This is a genomic window from Glutamicibacter sp. GQ173 (assembly GCF_059759215.1).
In genome coordinates this window covers 660,728-673,913 of sequence record NZ_JCAXDT010000001.1, presented here as the reverse complement: position 1 = coordinate 673,913, position 13,186 = coordinate 660,728, and the positions used below count along the sequence as shown (strand labels likewise).

Annotated in this window: 14 protein-coding genes; 4 read left to right on the top strand and 10 right to left on the bottom strand. The window is 59.6% G+C overall.

What is annotated here, in order from left to right; translation table 11 throughout:
• Positions 1-11 precede the first annotated feature (11 nt).
• A complete protein-coding gene (trmB, locus tag AC6CHO_RS03200) occupies positions 12-869 on the bottom strand; it encodes a tRNA (guanosine(46)-N7)-methyltransferase TrmB (RefSeq protein WP_498213660.1) in 858 nt (285 codons plus the stop codon).
• A 125-nt stretch (positions 870-994) separates the two neighbouring features.
• Between trmB and AC6CHO_RS03195 the strand changes: the two genes are divergently transcribed.
• Positions 995-1,405, top strand: a complete 411-nt coding sequence (locus AC6CHO_RS03195; protein ID WP_060702382.1) for a YccF domain-containing protein — start codon at positions 995-997, stop codon at positions 1,403-1,405.
• Positions 1,406-1,479: 74 nt separating this feature from the next.
• Here the strand turns inward: AC6CHO_RS03195 and AC6CHO_RS03190 are convergent, their stop codons facing one another.
• From AC6CHO_RS03190 to AC6CHO_RS03180, 3 genes are all read right to left on the bottom strand, one after another.
• Positions 1,480-2,664 carry a TerC family protein gene (locus AC6CHO_RS03190; protein ID WP_498213659.1) on the bottom strand — a complete coding sequence of 395 codons (1,185 nt, stop codon included), beginning with the start codon at positions 2,662-2,664 and terminating at the stop codon, positions 1,480-1,482.
• A 272-nt stretch (positions 2,665-2,936) separates the two neighbouring features.
• A complete protein-coding gene (locus AC6CHO_RS03185) occupies positions 2,937-3,404 on the bottom strand; it encodes a GNAT family N-acetyltransferase (RefSeq protein WP_498213658.1) in 468 nt (155 codons plus the stop codon).
• 26 nt (positions 3,405-3,430) lie between these two features.
• Positions 3,431-3,928 (bottom strand): DinB family protein, encoded by a 498-nt coding sequence (locus AC6CHO_RS03180; RefSeq protein ID WP_498213656.1) that lies wholly within the window; start codon positions 3,926-3,928, stop codon positions 3,431-3,433.
• A gap of 169 nt (positions 3,929-4,097) precedes the next feature.
• Here AC6CHO_RS03180 and clpB point away from each other — a divergent pair, with 169 nt between their 5' ends.
• A complete protein-coding gene (clpB, locus tag AC6CHO_RS03175) occupies positions 4,098-6,686 on the top strand; it encodes an ATP-dependent chaperone ClpB (RefSeq protein ID WP_498213654.1) in 2,589 nt (862 codons plus the stop codon).
• Positions 6,687-6,752: 66 nt separating this feature from the next.
• Here clpB and AC6CHO_RS03170 read toward each other — a convergent pair whose 3' ends face one another.
• Positions 6,753-7,421: a septum formation family protein gene (locus AC6CHO_RS03170; protein ID WP_498213653.1), complete on the bottom strand. Its 669-nt coding sequence runs from the start codon at positions 7,419-7,421 to the stop codon at positions 6,753-6,755.
• Between the two features lie 222 nt (positions 7,422-7,643).
• Here AC6CHO_RS03170 and AC6CHO_RS03165 point away from each other — a divergent pair, with 222 nt between their 5' ends.
• Both AC6CHO_RS03165 and AC6CHO_RS03160 read left to right on the top strand, forming a co-directional pair.
• Positions 7,644-7,862: a DUF3073 domain-containing protein gene (locus tag AC6CHO_RS03165; protein WP_060703458.1), complete on the top strand. Its 219-nt coding sequence runs from the start codon at positions 7,644-7,646 to the stop codon at positions 7,860-7,862.
• 191 nt (positions 7,863-8,053) lie between these two features.
• A complete protein-coding gene (locus AC6CHO_RS03160; RefSeq protein WP_498213791.1) occupies positions 8,054-8,944 on the top strand; it encodes a Sir2 family NAD-dependent protein deacetylase in 891 nt (296 codons plus the stop codon).
• Here the strand turns inward: AC6CHO_RS03160 and AC6CHO_RS03155 are convergent.
• The 5 genes from AC6CHO_RS03155 to purM form a co-directional block, all read right to left on the bottom strand.
• The gene (locus AC6CHO_RS03155; RefSeq protein WP_498213651.1) at positions 8,941-10,041 is read right to left on the bottom strand and encodes a sensor histidine kinase; all 1,101 of its coding nucleotides are present in this window, start codon (positions 10,039-10,041) and stop codon (positions 8,941-8,943) included. The two genes, AC6CHO_RS03160 and AC6CHO_RS03155, sit on opposite strands and share 4 nt — an antisense overlap.
• A complete protein-coding gene (locus AC6CHO_RS03150) occupies positions 10,038-10,712 on the bottom strand; it encodes a response regulator transcription factor (protein ID WP_498213650.1) in 675 nt (224 codons plus the stop codon). The genes AC6CHO_RS03155 and AC6CHO_RS03150 overlap by 4 nt, the downstream gene beginning before the upstream one ends.
• Positions 10,713-10,750: 38 nt before the next feature.
• Positions 10,751-11,326, bottom strand: a complete 576-nt coding sequence (locus tag AC6CHO_RS03145) for a M15 family metallopeptidase (protein WP_498213649.1) — start codon at positions 11,324-11,326, stop codon at positions 10,751-10,753.
• Between the two features lie 62 nt (positions 11,327-11,388).
• Positions 11,389-11,895, bottom strand: coding sequence for a VanZ family protein (locus AC6CHO_RS03140; protein ID WP_498213648.1), 507 nt, complete (start codon positions 11,893-11,895; stop codon positions 11,389-11,391).
• 77 nt (positions 11,896-11,972) lie between these two features.
• The gene (gene purM, locus AC6CHO_RS03135; RefSeq protein WP_498213647.1) at positions 11,973-13,112 is read right to left on the bottom strand and encodes a phosphoribosylformylglycinamidine cyclo-ligase; all 1,140 of its coding nucleotides are present in this window, start codon (positions 13,110-13,112) and stop codon (positions 11,973-11,975) included.
• Positions 13,113-13,186: the final 74 nt, after the last annotated feature.

Genomic DNA, 13,186 nt, shown 5'->3' with positions numbered 1-13,186 from the left:
CGTCGCCGACATTAACCGACGCGGGTGTAAGCCAAATCAAACACCAGGCGTCCGGCTTTTAGCGCCTTGCCTTCGAAGCTGGTGAGAATGCGACGCTCAAAGCGTGGCGCCCAGCCACCTTGCTCATCGGTGAATTCAGGCTCCGGATCAAAACCTTCCATGCCGCCACGGCGTACCTTGGTCAGGTTGCTGTCTTCACCAGCCAGGTTGCCCGGGTGCTGGTTCTCAAAATCCGCATGTGCTTCAAGAACTTCACGCATCTGTTCGGCGTAGTTGGACCAGTCGGTCGCCAAGCGCAGGGTTCCACCTGGCTTGAGCACGCGTGAGGCCTTGTCGAGGAACGACTTCTTGATCAGGCGGCGCTTGTGGTGGCGAGGCTTGTGCCACGGATCGGAGAAGAAGATCCAGATTTCGTCCGCGCTGTTCTCATCGAGCATCACGTCCAGGACTTCTGGCGCATTGGCCTGGATGGCGCGGACGTTGCTGATGCCGAAGGACTCGACCTTCAGCATCAGCTGTGCCAGCCCTGGGCGGTAAACCTCGACGGCCAGGTAATTGCGCTCGGGATCATCCTTGGCTGCGTTGGCGATGCACTCGCCCAGACCCGTGCCGATCTCGACCACCAATGGGGCGGTGCGGCCGAAAGCTTCGGCAGGATCTAGCTGGAAGTCGTCGGCCACCGAAGTGTCGGCAATTTTGCGCGGTGGCTCGATGACGTACTGCTCGGCATTGCGTTCCCACGCGCTGGCGCGTCGGCCCTGCAGGCGGTTGCCGCGGCGTACGAACGACACTGGCTCTGCGCGGAAAAGATTCGGGTCTCTGGGGGCAGTGCCGTGGGCTGGGCGCTGCTGATCGCTCGATTCGCTCATGATGATTAATCCTAGCTGAGCCAAGGGCTCCACTGCTCGCCAGGGACTAGGGGATTGGACACCCTAGGGGATGATCCGGGGGATCACCTATGGCGTGAAGCCGGGCGGGGCTGAAGAATGAAATCATGACTGATTTAGTGCGAGGTATTCTCAACGTTATCTGGTTGGTGTTCGGCGGGCTCTGGCTGGCCTTGGGGTATGTTTTGGCCGGCATCATCTGTTGTTTGCTGATCGTGACCATTCCCTTTGGCATCGCTTCCTTCCGCATTGCCGGATATGCGCTGTGGCCGTTCGGCCGCACCGTAGTTGACCGGGGGCCAGTCGGGGCATTCTCCACTTTGGGCAATGTCATCTGGGTGGTCTTCGCAGGCATCTGGATTGCCATTGGACACGTGGTGACCGCTATTCCGATGTTCGTATCGATCATCGGCATCCCGCTGGGCATCGCGAACTTGAAGATGATCCCGATTTCCCTGATGCCGCTGGGCAAAGTTATCGTCCCTTCGGACTACTACATTGCTGGCATGAAGCGCTAGCTGCCACAATGCGGCAACGGCCGCCGTCCCTGGATCGGGATGGCGGCCGTTGTCAGTTAATGCCGAGCAGCAGGCTAGCTCTTGAGGTACTCATCGTGCTGTCGATGGGCTTCTTTGACCTCTTCGCGGATCTTATCCACGTCCTTGGCCTTGTCGCGGTATTTCTTTTCCATGGTCTTCAAGTAGGCTTCTTCTTCCACTAGCGCACGATAGATGCGTTCGCGCTCGTTTGCATCGGCGGTGTAGGTCAAATCCGTGTAGCTGTTTGCGTGGCGCCGCAGGTTGCCAATGGCAGTTTGGGCTTTGCCAGCCTTGCTGAACAGGGAAGCCAAGACTGTCACCACCAGCACACCGATGATTACGGTCAGGGACAGGCCCGTGCTGATTTCGATCACGTGGACTGGCTTTCCGCCGTTGACAAATGGCAGATTGTTTTCGTGCAGCGCATGCAGGATCAGCTTGACGCCGATGAACGCGAGGATGGCTGCCAATCCGTAGGAAAGGTAGATCAAGCGGTCAAGCAGCCCATCAAGCAGGAAGTACAGCTGGCGCAGGCCCATCAGGGAGAAGGCGGTTGCCGTGAAGACGATGTACACGTTCTGGGTCAGCCCGAAGATGGCGGGAATCGAATCCAGTGCAAAGAGGATATCTGTTCCGCCGATGGCCACCATGACCAGCAGCATTGGGGTCAGGACCTTCTTGCCATCAATCTTGGTGAACAGCTTGTCGCCGTCGTAGCTATCGGTGGTGTGGAAGAGCTTCTTGGCGATGCGGATGATGAAGTTGTTCGCTTCGTCCGATTCGTCGTCCTTCTTCAGCAGGTTGCCTGCGGTGAGCAGCAGGATCAGACCAAAGAGGTAGAACACCCAGGCAAACTGGTTGATCAACGCGGCACCAACAAAGATGAAGGCCGTTCGGGCGATGAGGGAGAAGACGATGCCGAAGAGGAGGACCTTCTGCTGGTCTTCGCGCGGGACCCGGAAACTTGCGATGATGATCAGGAAGACAAAGAGGTTGTCAACGGACAACGCTTTCTCCGTGATGTACCCCGCGAAGTACTCGGCGCCCATATCGATGCCGCCGAAAACCAGCACGACCACACCAAAAATCAAGGCGAGGCCGACATAAATGCTCGACCAGATTGCAGCTTCCCGAAGGCTGGGCACGTGCGCCTTGCGAATATGGAAAAAGTAGTCGAAGGCGAGAAGCGCCAGGATGACGGCCACTGTAATGGCCCAGATTAAAGGAGAAACTTCCATAGGGTTTCCTACTTTCGTAAGGCGCGCAAACACGCTGTCGAGTAAGTCTCTTCGCCTGCCCGGAGGCTGGCCGCAAAACCCGGTGGATCCACGAAGATCTACGTATTGACGGGTCAAGCGCTTAGGAATACTCCCTTACGTGCTTCCAGCCTAACCTGATCTGGTGTTCTGAGGAAAGTTCTTGTCTTCTAAATGTCGTTGTGAACTGTAATGTACTTCGTTGCCTTGCGCTTGGAAAGGTGCTGTGGGCAATTCGAAGATTCGGATGCGCACTAAAGCGTTTTTCGCATTTTGATGCTCGTGGTCTCGTAGCCCAATGATTCATAGAGACCGCGGGCGGCAGTGTTGAACCCGAACACATTCAGCCCTAGGGTTTCTGCGCCTTGGGAGCGGGCATATCCTTCAGCCAGGATCATGGCCTGGCGGCCAAAGCCGTTGCGGCGGTGCTCCGCATCGACGACGATGTCCCATACCCACCACGAGGCAGGATCCCCTGAGGAGTCGCATCCGATCCATATGTATCCAACATTGCCAAGTGCGGAGCTCTCCAGGGTGAATACCTCATTTGTTGCACCGGGCAGTCCATCTGGGAAGGCGCGCGCCATGGTGCCGTACGCGTCTGCCTGCGCTTTGCTTTCCGTGACCCCGGTGGCAAGAAGGTCTGCGATGTATTCGGCAATGCTCCTCTTCATCCACGACGAAAATTGTTCTGCAGGAAGTGGAAGAAGTGTAAGCGGCATATTCGGAGTCTAGCTGGCTGTCCGGGTTACTGCTTTCGCGAAGCCAGGATTTGTTCTCGCAGAATGTCTGCGTGGCCGCAGTGTTGTGCCAATTCGCGCAGCATATGCAGCAGCACCCATCGCACGGGTAGTGGTCCGCGGCGGTTGCCGGGGAAAATGTCGTCACCCGATTTGCCGCTGAGCGCCTGGCGGGATTCTTCCAGGGCCTGGGTGTAGTCGCGCTGCACCGTTTCGATGGTGTCTGAGGTTTTCAGCGCGAATGACTCGTCCGGTGTGGCGGCGATTCCCAGTTCTGACCGGCTCTTACCGGTGGCGGCCTCGCCGAACCACACGCGTTCGACAAAGGTTGCGTGCTTGACCAGCCCGAGCAATGTGGTTTTGGACTTTACCAAGCTGGCCCGGGCTTCGCCTTCGGTGAGTCCGTCGAGGCACGTCATGAGCATGAGGCGGTGTTGATCAATGAATACCTGCACCATGTCGTTGTAGTCGAGCTGGTAGATGTCATGCGAATCCGGGTTTGGCATGCCTCATCCTAACCGGAGGCGTTGCCCGTGGCGCGGATTTTCGAGTTGCAGGCAAAGCGATAAAAATTTTTCGAGAAAACTAGTGCTAGGCGGAATAAGAAGGCAGGGAGTAGAGTTGAGTTAAGTACACTCAAGTTTATGGGTTCACCCAACAAGGGAAAGGATGCGCGTGGACACCAAACTCACCACCAAGAGCCAAGAGGCTCTCTCAGCTTCCGGCATGAACGCTTCAACGGCAGGAAATCCGCAGATTGAACCTGCGCACCTGCTCAAGGCGTTGCTGGACCAGCGCGACTCGGTCGCCGTTGCCTTGCTGAAAACGGCCGGGCTTGATGTCGACGCGCTCTCCGTTAAGGCCAGCGCCACAATCAGCGCCTTGCCTTCCAGCTCAGGAAGTTCTGTGGCCCAGGCCCAGTTCTCCCGCCAACTACTGCAGGTAGTCGGCAACGCCCAGGAAACCGCCACCGAAATGGGCGATACCTATGTTTCCACCGAACACCTGCTGATTGCCCTCTCAGCCGACCAGTCGAAGGCCGGCGAAGCCATGCGGGAGTTCGGCGCAACGCGCGAGCTGCTGGTTGGAACCTTGCCGACCATTCGCGGTGACCGCAAGGTTGATAATCCCAATCCCGAGGCCACCTTCCAGTCCCTGGAAAAGTTTGGCACCGACATGACAGCGCTGGCGCGCTCGGGCAAGCTGGATCCGGTCATTGGAAGGGACCGCGAAATCCGGCGCCTGGTGCAGGTATTGTCGCGCCGCACCAAGAACAATCCGGTGCTCATAGGTGAGCCTGGCGTGGGCAAGACAGCTGTAGTTGAAGGGCTGGCCCAGCGGATGATCGCTGGGGATGTGCCAGAGTCCTTGCGCGGCAAGACACTGATCTCCTTGGATCTGGGCGCGATGGTCGCGGGTGCAAAATACCGTGGCGAATTCGAAGAACGCCTGAAGTCAGTGCTGGAAGAGATCAAATCCTCCGATGGCCAGATCGTGACCTTCATCGACGAGATCCACACAGTGGTTGGTGCTGGGGCCTCGGAAGGCGCCATGGATGCAGGCAACATGCTCAAGCCGATGCTGGCCCGCGGCGAGCTGCGCTTGATCGGTGCAACCACCTTGGACGAGTACCGGGAGAACATCGAGAAGGATCCGGCTCTGGAACGCCGCTTTGCCCAGGTGTACGTCGGGGAGCCAAGCGTGGATGACACTATCGCTATTCTCCGAGGCCTCAAGGAACGCTACGAAGCCCATCACAAGGTGTCCATCGCCGACTCTGCGCTGGTCGCTGCGGCATCGCTGTCCAACCGCTACATCTCGGGACGGCAGCTACCGGATAAGGCCATCGACCTTGTTGATGAAGCCGCCAGCCGGTTGCGCATGGAGATTGACTCCGCTCCGGAGGAAATCGACGAGCTGCGCCGCGAGGTTGACCGGTTGACCATGGAAGAGCTCGCTTTGTCGGATGAGACAGATCCAGCTTCGGTGGAGCGCCTCGAATCCCTGCGCAAGGACATGGCAGACAAGAAGGAAAAGCTCGATGCTATGAACTCGCAATGGGAATCCGAGAAAGCCGGCCTGAACCGCGTCGGTGATCTCAAGGTCAAGCTGGATGAACTGCGCGGGCAGGCGGACAAGGCGCAGCGCGAAGGTGATTTGGAAAAGGCGTCCCGCCTGCTTTACGGGGAGATCCCTGCGCTGCAAAAGGAACTCGACGCAGCAGCCCTGGCTGAAGCGGACCGCTCTGTGCAGCCGAGCATGGTCGCCGAGGAAGTCACCGCGGATGACATCGCCGAGGTGATTTCGGCCTGGACCGGCATCCCTGCCGGGCGCATGCTGCAGGGCGAGAGCCAAAAGCTGTTGGACATGGAAGAGATCATCGGCCAGCGCCTGATGGGGCAGAAGCAGGCAGTGTCTGCCGTATCGGATGCGGTCCGCCGCACCAGGGCCGGCATTGCCGACCCGAACCGGCCTACCGGATCCTTCCTGTTCCTTGGCCCAACCGGCGTGGGCAAGACCGAGCTGGCCAAGTCCCTGGCGGACTTCCTGTTTGATGACCCGCGTGCCATGGTGCGCATCGACATGTCGGAATACTCCGAGAAGCACGCTGTTTCCCGGCTGGTCGGTGCCCCTCCGGGATATGTCGGCTACGAGGAAGGCGGACAGCTCACCGAGGCGGTGCGCCGTCGCCCATACTCGGTGATCTTGCTCGACGAGGTCGAAAAGGCCCATCCAGAAGTCTTCGACATCCTGTTGCAGGTGCTCGATGACGGCCGGTTGACCGACGGCCAGGGGCGCACGGTGGACTTCAGGAATACCATCTTGATCCTCACCTCCAACTTGGGTTCGCAGTTCCTGGTGGATCCTGCATTGGAGGACGAAGCCAAGAAGGGCGCCGTGATGAACGTCGTCAACGCGTCATTCAAGCCGGAATTCCTGAACCGACTGGATGAGGTGATCCTCTTTGATCCGCTGAGCATTGAGGAACTGGGCAATATCGTCAAGCTTCAGATCGATTTGCTCTCGGAGCGCCTGGCCGAACGCCGTTTGACCTTGGAGGTAGACCAGGGGGCGAGCGAATGGCTGGCCCTGACAGGCTACGATCCCGCCTATGGAGCTCGTCCGCTGCGTCGACTTGTCCAGCGCGAGATCGGGGACCGGCTGGCCAAGGAGATCCTTGCCGGCACAGTGCAAGACGGGGACACCGTTCAGGTGTCGCTGGATGAGCCCGGTGACCAGCTGAAGGTGCAGAAAAAGAGCTAGCTCAATACGGCCGAGGGCGTGAACAGCATCCTGTTCACGCCCTCGGCTTGCACTGCTTGAATTCAGCTAGCTCTCGGTGGTCTCTTCAGCCTTTTGGCTCTCATCGTCGGAGTTCCCATTGTCGGGTTCCGAAGAATCTTCATCGGTCGCGTTGTCCGTTGCTTCTGGTGGCAACAGCGAGGTGCGCACGTTCCCTTCAGCCAAGCTCAAGAAGCAGGACACCGCGCGGTCGCCCTGTTCCCAGGTGCTCTGGGAGGGACGAGAGAAGTGATAGGTCCAAGTGGAGTCGAGGCCAGCGCTTGGATCCAGCGAGACCGACTTGCACAGGTCCTCTGACTGGGTGAGCAATTCGCTGGCGCCAGGATAATCGGTGCCGGAGACCTCAAAAGAACCGATCATCTGGGCATTATGCGTTGAATCGCAGGTGACCACGGTTTGGGCATCCAGCGGTGAATCAAAACCGCGCAAGCAATCACCCAGCTGCAACTGTGCGGGGGGCATTCCGGTAGCGATGACCCCATCAAGCCCCGGATTTTCATTGCGTTCCACGTTGTTCGCAACCGGCGAAGCGGGGGGATCTATGATGCGCAACACCAAGAAAACCAGAGCAGCGGCCAGCGCCAAGACGGCAATGATCAGGAGGGCCCACTGGCCACCATGCCGTTTGGGCTTTTCCGGTTCGGGCTGCAATGGCGGTAAAGCCGCCTGCGGCTCGGGCAGATTTTCTTCCACCACCTGCTGAGCTCCTTCATGGTCGGGGGCGTTCAGTTATTCGTCAGCTCAATACATAGTCGTTGGACTAATCGACAGTCTAGCTGTATCGACGGGTGTTGCGTTCAGCGCTCGCCGGTGAATCATGTTAACCTTTAATTACGAAAGAACTGATCACATATTCGGGGGCCTTCATCTAATTAGATGGACCACCTCCCGACTCTACTGAAAAGAGGGGGTCACGCCATGGGGCGCGGCCGTCAAAAGGCTAAAGCACAGCGTCAGGCGCGAGATATCAAGTACTACTCGCCGTCCACTGACCTTTCGGCACTTGAACGCGAGTTGGGCGTTCAGTCCGATCATCATGCTCAGAACACCGAGCGTAATGATTCATCGTATGACGAAGAATATTCGGATTACGACGAGCTGACTAAGAAGTACTCGCGAGACGACGACGAGGATTAAGTTCCTTTTCTGAGACCGGGAGTTCTTGGCTCGGAGTGCCACAGCTTGAGCACGCAGTGGTACAGCTCTTCAGTACATTTTGCGACATGCCGCAGCGACTAAGCTAGATTAGCTTTAAGTCGTTGCGGCCTTTGTCGTGTCCAACAAGCATGAGGTGGAACGTGAGCACCAAAGAAGAGCTAGCCATCCAGATGGCGCATCACTCGGCGATCCGCTCGATGCAGCGCATAGTGGAGCAACAAGCGCCAGCGTCACCAGGGGATGAAGCCCGTGCCGGGGTGCAGCAGATGCTGAACTCAGGCAGCGTCCTGGTGGTCACCGGCGCAGGTGTCTCCACCGATTCGGGCATACCGGATTATCGCGGACCGAACGGCTCGCTGCAGCGCCACCGTCCAATGACGTACCAAGAGTTCCGCTATCGCCCGGAAGCGCGCCAGCGCTATTGGGCCCGAGGCTATGTCGGCTGGCGCCACATGGACAAGGCAGAGCCGAACCAGATCCACCGGCGGCTGGTGCAATGGGAACAAGAAGGAAAAATTACCGGCATCATCACGCAAAATGTGGATGGCCTGCACCAGCAGGCTGGATCTAAGCAGGTCATCCCCGTGCACGGGGATTTGTCTACCGTTCGATGCCTGAACTGTGGCTTCAGCGAGGACCGTCGAGACTTCGATGTCCGTCTTGAGGCAGCGAATGAAGGATACCTCGAAGCGGTAGAGATCGACCCTTCCGCAGTGAATCCCGATGGCGACGTGGAGCTGCCTCAATACCTGATCGACCAGTTTGTCATGGTCCGCTGCCTGAACTGCGATTCCTATGCCTTGAAACCAGATGTGGTGTACTTCGGCGAGAGCGTTCCGCCTGAGCGCAAGGAACTCATGGCGGCGCTGGAAGCAGAATCCAGCGCGCTGTTGGTCCTCGGATCATCCCTGGCCGTGATGAGCGGCTACAAGGTGCTGCTGAACTTCGTCAAGAGGGAACTGCCAGTAGCCCTGATTACCAACGGGCACGTGCGTGGGGAACAGAAGGCTACCTGGCGCTGGCGAGTTCCGCTGGAAACCGCGCTGTCCCAGCTGACCTAGACTTTCGGGGACCAGGGTTTCACGGCCGGAAGCCGTATCACCGCTGACAGGCCTCCGGCGGGCAGGGGAGCAAGCCGGAAGGATCCTCCATGGGCCTGGACCACGGCGGCAACAATTGGCAGCCCCAGGCCGCTTCCCGAGGATTTGATGCTTCCGATGCGTTCCAGGCGGTGAAAAGGTTCCTGGATCAGCTCGGCCTGTTCAGCGGTGAGCACTTCGCCATCATTTTCAACGGTAATCTCGACCGTGCTTCTATCAGATCTGGAGCAGAGCCAAGCCTTCGAATTCGAGTAGGCCAGCGCATTGCGAACCAAGTTGGCCACTGCATGTTCCAACAGGTCGGCATCGGCTTCCACCGCGGGAAGATCACCTAGCTGAATGTCGAAATCGAGGCCGCGGTTGATCGCCTCGGGAAGGTATTGCTCCACCAAATCCTCAAGCAGCAGCGAGAGGTCTATGGGCTTCTTGGCCAGGCCATTGGACTGGGCGCGCGAGAGCGTGAGCAATGAATCCACGGAACGCTCGGCCTTGGCAGTGATGTGCTGCAGGCGTTGGATGAACTGCGGCCCGGGGAGCTGCTGGCTGGGACCCACCTCCAAAGTGGTGCGCAGCGCGGCCAAAGGGGTGCGCAGTTCATGGGATGCATTCGCCGCGAATCGCTGCTGCTGAGTGATCTGGTTTTCGAGCCGGTCAAGCATGGAATCCATGGCGTCGGCCACGTCAGAGAATTCACTGCGTGGACCATGAAGATGGACACGACGGTTCAGATCCCCTGAGCTGACCGAATTCGCGGTCCGCTGCATGCGTGCCAGCGGGCGCAGCAGATGTCCTGCCAAGAACCAGGAGCCGATGCCGCTGCCCGCTACGAGGAAACCCAGCGCCCAGAGTGCCCGCGGAATAAAAGCCCTGGCCAGGTCCTTGCGGCTCGGAGCGAATTCGCCGAACTTCGTGTTCAGCACCCCATCGGGGATATAGCGCAGCAGGAAGACGTAGACCAGGGCGAACAGCACTGCACCTGTGCCAACGACGAGCAGGCACATGGTGATGCTCAGCTTGAGCCGGGCGCTGAGGCCGCGGGGACGATCGACATTGTTCATGCAGAAAATTCCGGGTCAACAAGCCGGTAGCCGACACCAGTCACTGTTTCAATGGGGGTTGGCTCTCCGAGCCTCTTGCGCAGCGAGGACATGGTTACGCGGACTACAGCGGTGAACGGGTCTGCGTTCACATCCCAGGCCTTCTCCAGCAGTTCTTCGGAGCTGACTACGCCGCCATCTGCTTCCATCAGAATCTGCAGGATGGCAAATTGCTTCTTTGAGAGGTCGATTCCAACGCCGTTGCGCTGCACAGTGCGCTTAAAGGGATTCAGCGTGATGCCGCGCAGCTCCATGACTGGAGGGGCGCTCACCGCCGGACGCCGGGAGAGCGCATGAAGCCGCAGGATGACTTCCTTGAGCGCAAACGGCTTGGTCAGGTAGTCATCGGCGCCAGCCTCGAAACCCGTGATCTTGTCATCGAGCCGAGTCGCCGCGGTGAGCATGAGCACCCGGGTGCCCAAGCGCTTCTCGTGCAGCCATGCAACAACCTCATCGCCCGATGGGCCCGGAATGTCGCGATCGACCACCGCCACGTCATAGTCGTTGAGCGACAGCAGCTCGATGGCCCGGTGGCCGTCCATGGCCACATCCGCCGCAATGCCTGCCTGCTGCAGCCCCTGCTGAACTGGTTCGGCAATATACGGTTCGTCTTCGATGAGCAATACTCTCATGGTCTTATCCTAGGACGGTTCTGGGTACTCGGCAGCAGCTAGGAAGCGGCGCTGGGGCGCATCGCCGGGCACTGGCCCTGGGGGTCTGCCGCCAGCTCATAGTGCCAGAGCTCGTTGGCGTATCTCTGGCACAGCCCAAACCGCTGGCCCTTGCGCGAGAGCCAGTCCGCGGCATCTGTCGGGCCGACATCAACAGCATCGCCGGTGACATGCGAGGAATCGTCCGGGGATGCAACCCACTTTGAGGCTTCGGCTTCACTGCCATATTTGGCTATCGCCTGATCCAGCAATTCCTGCTGGTATTCGCGTGAACGCCAACCGGAGGTGACCCAGAAATCCTTGATGCCCTGCTCCCTGGCGGCAGCGGCCGCTTCCTGAAGTGCCTTGCGCAACTGGGGATCCAGGTTGCTGATTGCGCGATGGCTGTCATCGAAGGGGCTCACCTGGCTCTCGCGCAGCTCGTCGTCCTCCGAGGCCGTGAAGATCGTCTTCACTGCCTTGGCCCCGAGATCGGCGGTAGCACTCGTGCTGGTGGTCAATGCAGCGCAGGAGCCCAGGAACAGGGCCGCGATCGCGATGAGCACCGTGGAAATCATGACTCGTGTTTTTCTCATGAGCCAAGAACATCAAATCAGGTGTTAAGCCAGTGTAAAGAGCGTTGCGAAGAACTTCTCCGCTATCCGGCGGCAGCGAATCTTATGGGGGAGGAGATGAAAGCCAAGGCCAGCACCGTCAGTGCAATTCCAATCCACGCACAGATGCGCCGCAGCGGTTCCAGCCGGCCAGCAGCGGCGAAGCCCAGCAGGCACCCTGCTACATTGGTGGCCAGGTCCGAGGTGTCGGAGCTTCCCACCGCCAGCGTGTATTGCAGGATTTCAAGCAGCAAGGACAGGCTGAGCCCGGCTGCGGCCGCCTGCACCCAACGCAGCCGGGGCCACAAAAGCCGGAGGTTCAAGCCGATGGGGATGAACAGCAGCAGATTGACGATGCTTTCCTTCAAGCCACTGGCCGCAAAGCGGGCGTCAGCGATGAAAGGCAGCAGCTTGATTGAACGCAATTCGCCGCTGCCCAGATGCGGGAGGGCCAGCTTGAAGAGGATGATCCACGCGAGAAAAAACAGGTACAGCCCGGAGAAGATGAAGCTCCAGCCGCGAAGCTGGCAGGCTTCTGCTGATTCGGGCATGGCGGAATTCCTCCGTGGATAAGCGAACACCGGCGGACCAGAAAACTGGTCCGCCGGTGAATTCGAAGCTCTGGTTGCTACTTGGCGTGGGCCCCGGTCAGCAGCACGGCGCCACCGTCAACGCCCTTGGCGCCCTGAACGAAGTCCAGGCCAGCCTCGGCAGCCGATGGATCCAGGTTCTCAACCTGGCCCATAACCCATGCGCCCATGCCAGCAGCGTTCAGCAGCTGCACAGCGCGGTCGGCCACGGCCTGGTCAACGATCGCCACCATGCCAACGCCCAGGTTCAAGGTGCGCTCCAAGTCAGGCTGCGGCACGTTGCCCAGGGAAGCAATGGTGGAGAAGACTGCCGGCAGGGCCCAGGTCGAACGGTCCACGCGGGCCATCAGGCCCTGCGGCAGCACGCGGGCCAGGTTGGCGGCCAGGCCGCCACCAGTGACGTGGCTGAAGCCGTGCACGCCGAAGTTCTCGCCGTCGTTCAACTCGCCAATCAAATCCAGGCAAGCGCTGGTGTAGATGCGGGTTGGCACCAGCAGCTCCTCGCCCAGGGTCTTGCCGAATTCGGCCACCTCGCGGTCCAGCTCCCACTTGGCGTGGGCGATGACCCGGCGCACCAGCGAGTAGCCGTTGGAGTGGATGCCCGAGGAAGCCATGCCGATGACCACGTCGCCGGCACGCACGCGTTCCGGGCCCAGCAGCTGGTCCGCCTCGATGACTCCGGTGGCGGCACCGGCCACATCGTACTCGTCCTCGGCCAGCAGGCCCGGGTGCTCAGCGGTTTCGCCGCCGACCAGCGCGGTGCCGGCGAGCTTGCAGCCCTCGGCGATGCCGCGCACGATGTCGGCAATGCGCTCCGGAACCACCTTGCCGGTGGCAATGTAGTCGGTCATGAACAGCGGCTTGGCGCCCACCACGACGATGTCATCAACGACCATGCCGACCAGGTCCTGGCCGATGGTGTCGTGGATGTCCAGCTTCTGGGCAATTGCCACCTTGGTGCCCACGCCGTCGGTGGAGGTCGCCAGGTAGGGCTTCTTGTAGCCGGTCAGGAAGGAGACATCAAAAAGCCCGGCGAAACCGCCAACCCCTCCGACGACGCCGGAAGTGTGCGTGGCCTTGATCGCACCCTTCATCAACTCAACGGCGCGGTCACCGGCCTCGACGTCAACGCCGGCACCGGCATAGGTGATGGAAGTTGGCTGATCATTGCCGCTCATGGCAGAGGGTTCCTTTTCTGTCGTGAGCACCGGTTCTCCGGTGCCGCTTGCAACGAGGTATATGGGGGAGGACG

Coding starts and splice junctions, on each gene's coding strand:
- trmB (WP_498213660.1), bottom strand. CDS start 869: ATGAGCGAATCGAGCGATCAGCAGCGCCCAGCCCACGGCACTGCCCCC.
- AC6CHO_RS03195 (WP_060702382.1), top strand. CDS start 995: ATGACTGATTTAGTGCGAGGTATTCTCAACGTTATCTGGTTGGTGTTC.
- AC6CHO_RS03190 (WP_498213659.1), bottom strand. CDS start 2,664: ATGGAAGTTTCTCCTTTAATCTGGGCCATTACAGTGGCCGTCATCCTG.
- AC6CHO_RS03185 (WP_498213658.1), bottom strand. CDS start 3,404: ATGCCGCTTACACTTCTTCCACTTCCTGCAGAACAATTTTCGTCGTGG.
- AC6CHO_RS03180 (WP_498213656.1), bottom strand. CDS start 3,928: ATGCCAAACCCGGATTCGCATGACATCTACCAGCTCGACTACAACGAC.
- AC6CHO_RS03165 (WP_060703458.1), top strand. CDS start 7,644: ATGGGGCGCGGCCGTCAAAAGGCTAAAGCACAGCGTCAGGCGCGAGAT.
- AC6CHO_RS03160 (WP_498213791.1), top strand. CDS start 8,054: ATGGCGCATCACTCGGCGATCCGCTCGATGCAGCGCATAGTGGAGCAA.
- AC6CHO_RS03155 (WP_498213651.1), bottom strand. CDS start 10,041: ATGAACAATGTCGATCGTCCCCGCGGCCTCAGCGCCCGGCTCAAGCTG.
- AC6CHO_RS03150 (WP_498213650.1), bottom strand. CDS start 10,712: ATGAGAGTATTGCTCATCGAAGACGAACCGTATATTGCCGAACCAGTT.
- AC6CHO_RS03145 (WP_498213649.1), bottom strand. CDS start 11,326: ATGAGAAAAACACGAGTCATGATTTCCACGGTGCTCATCGCGATCGCG.
- AC6CHO_RS03140 (WP_498213648.1), bottom strand. CDS start 11,895: ATGCCCGAATCAGCAGAAGCCTGCCAGCTTCGCGGCTGGAGCTTCATC.
- purM (WP_498213647.1), bottom strand. CDS start 13,112: ATGAGCGGCAATGATCAGCCAACTTCCATCACCTATGCCGGTGCCGGC.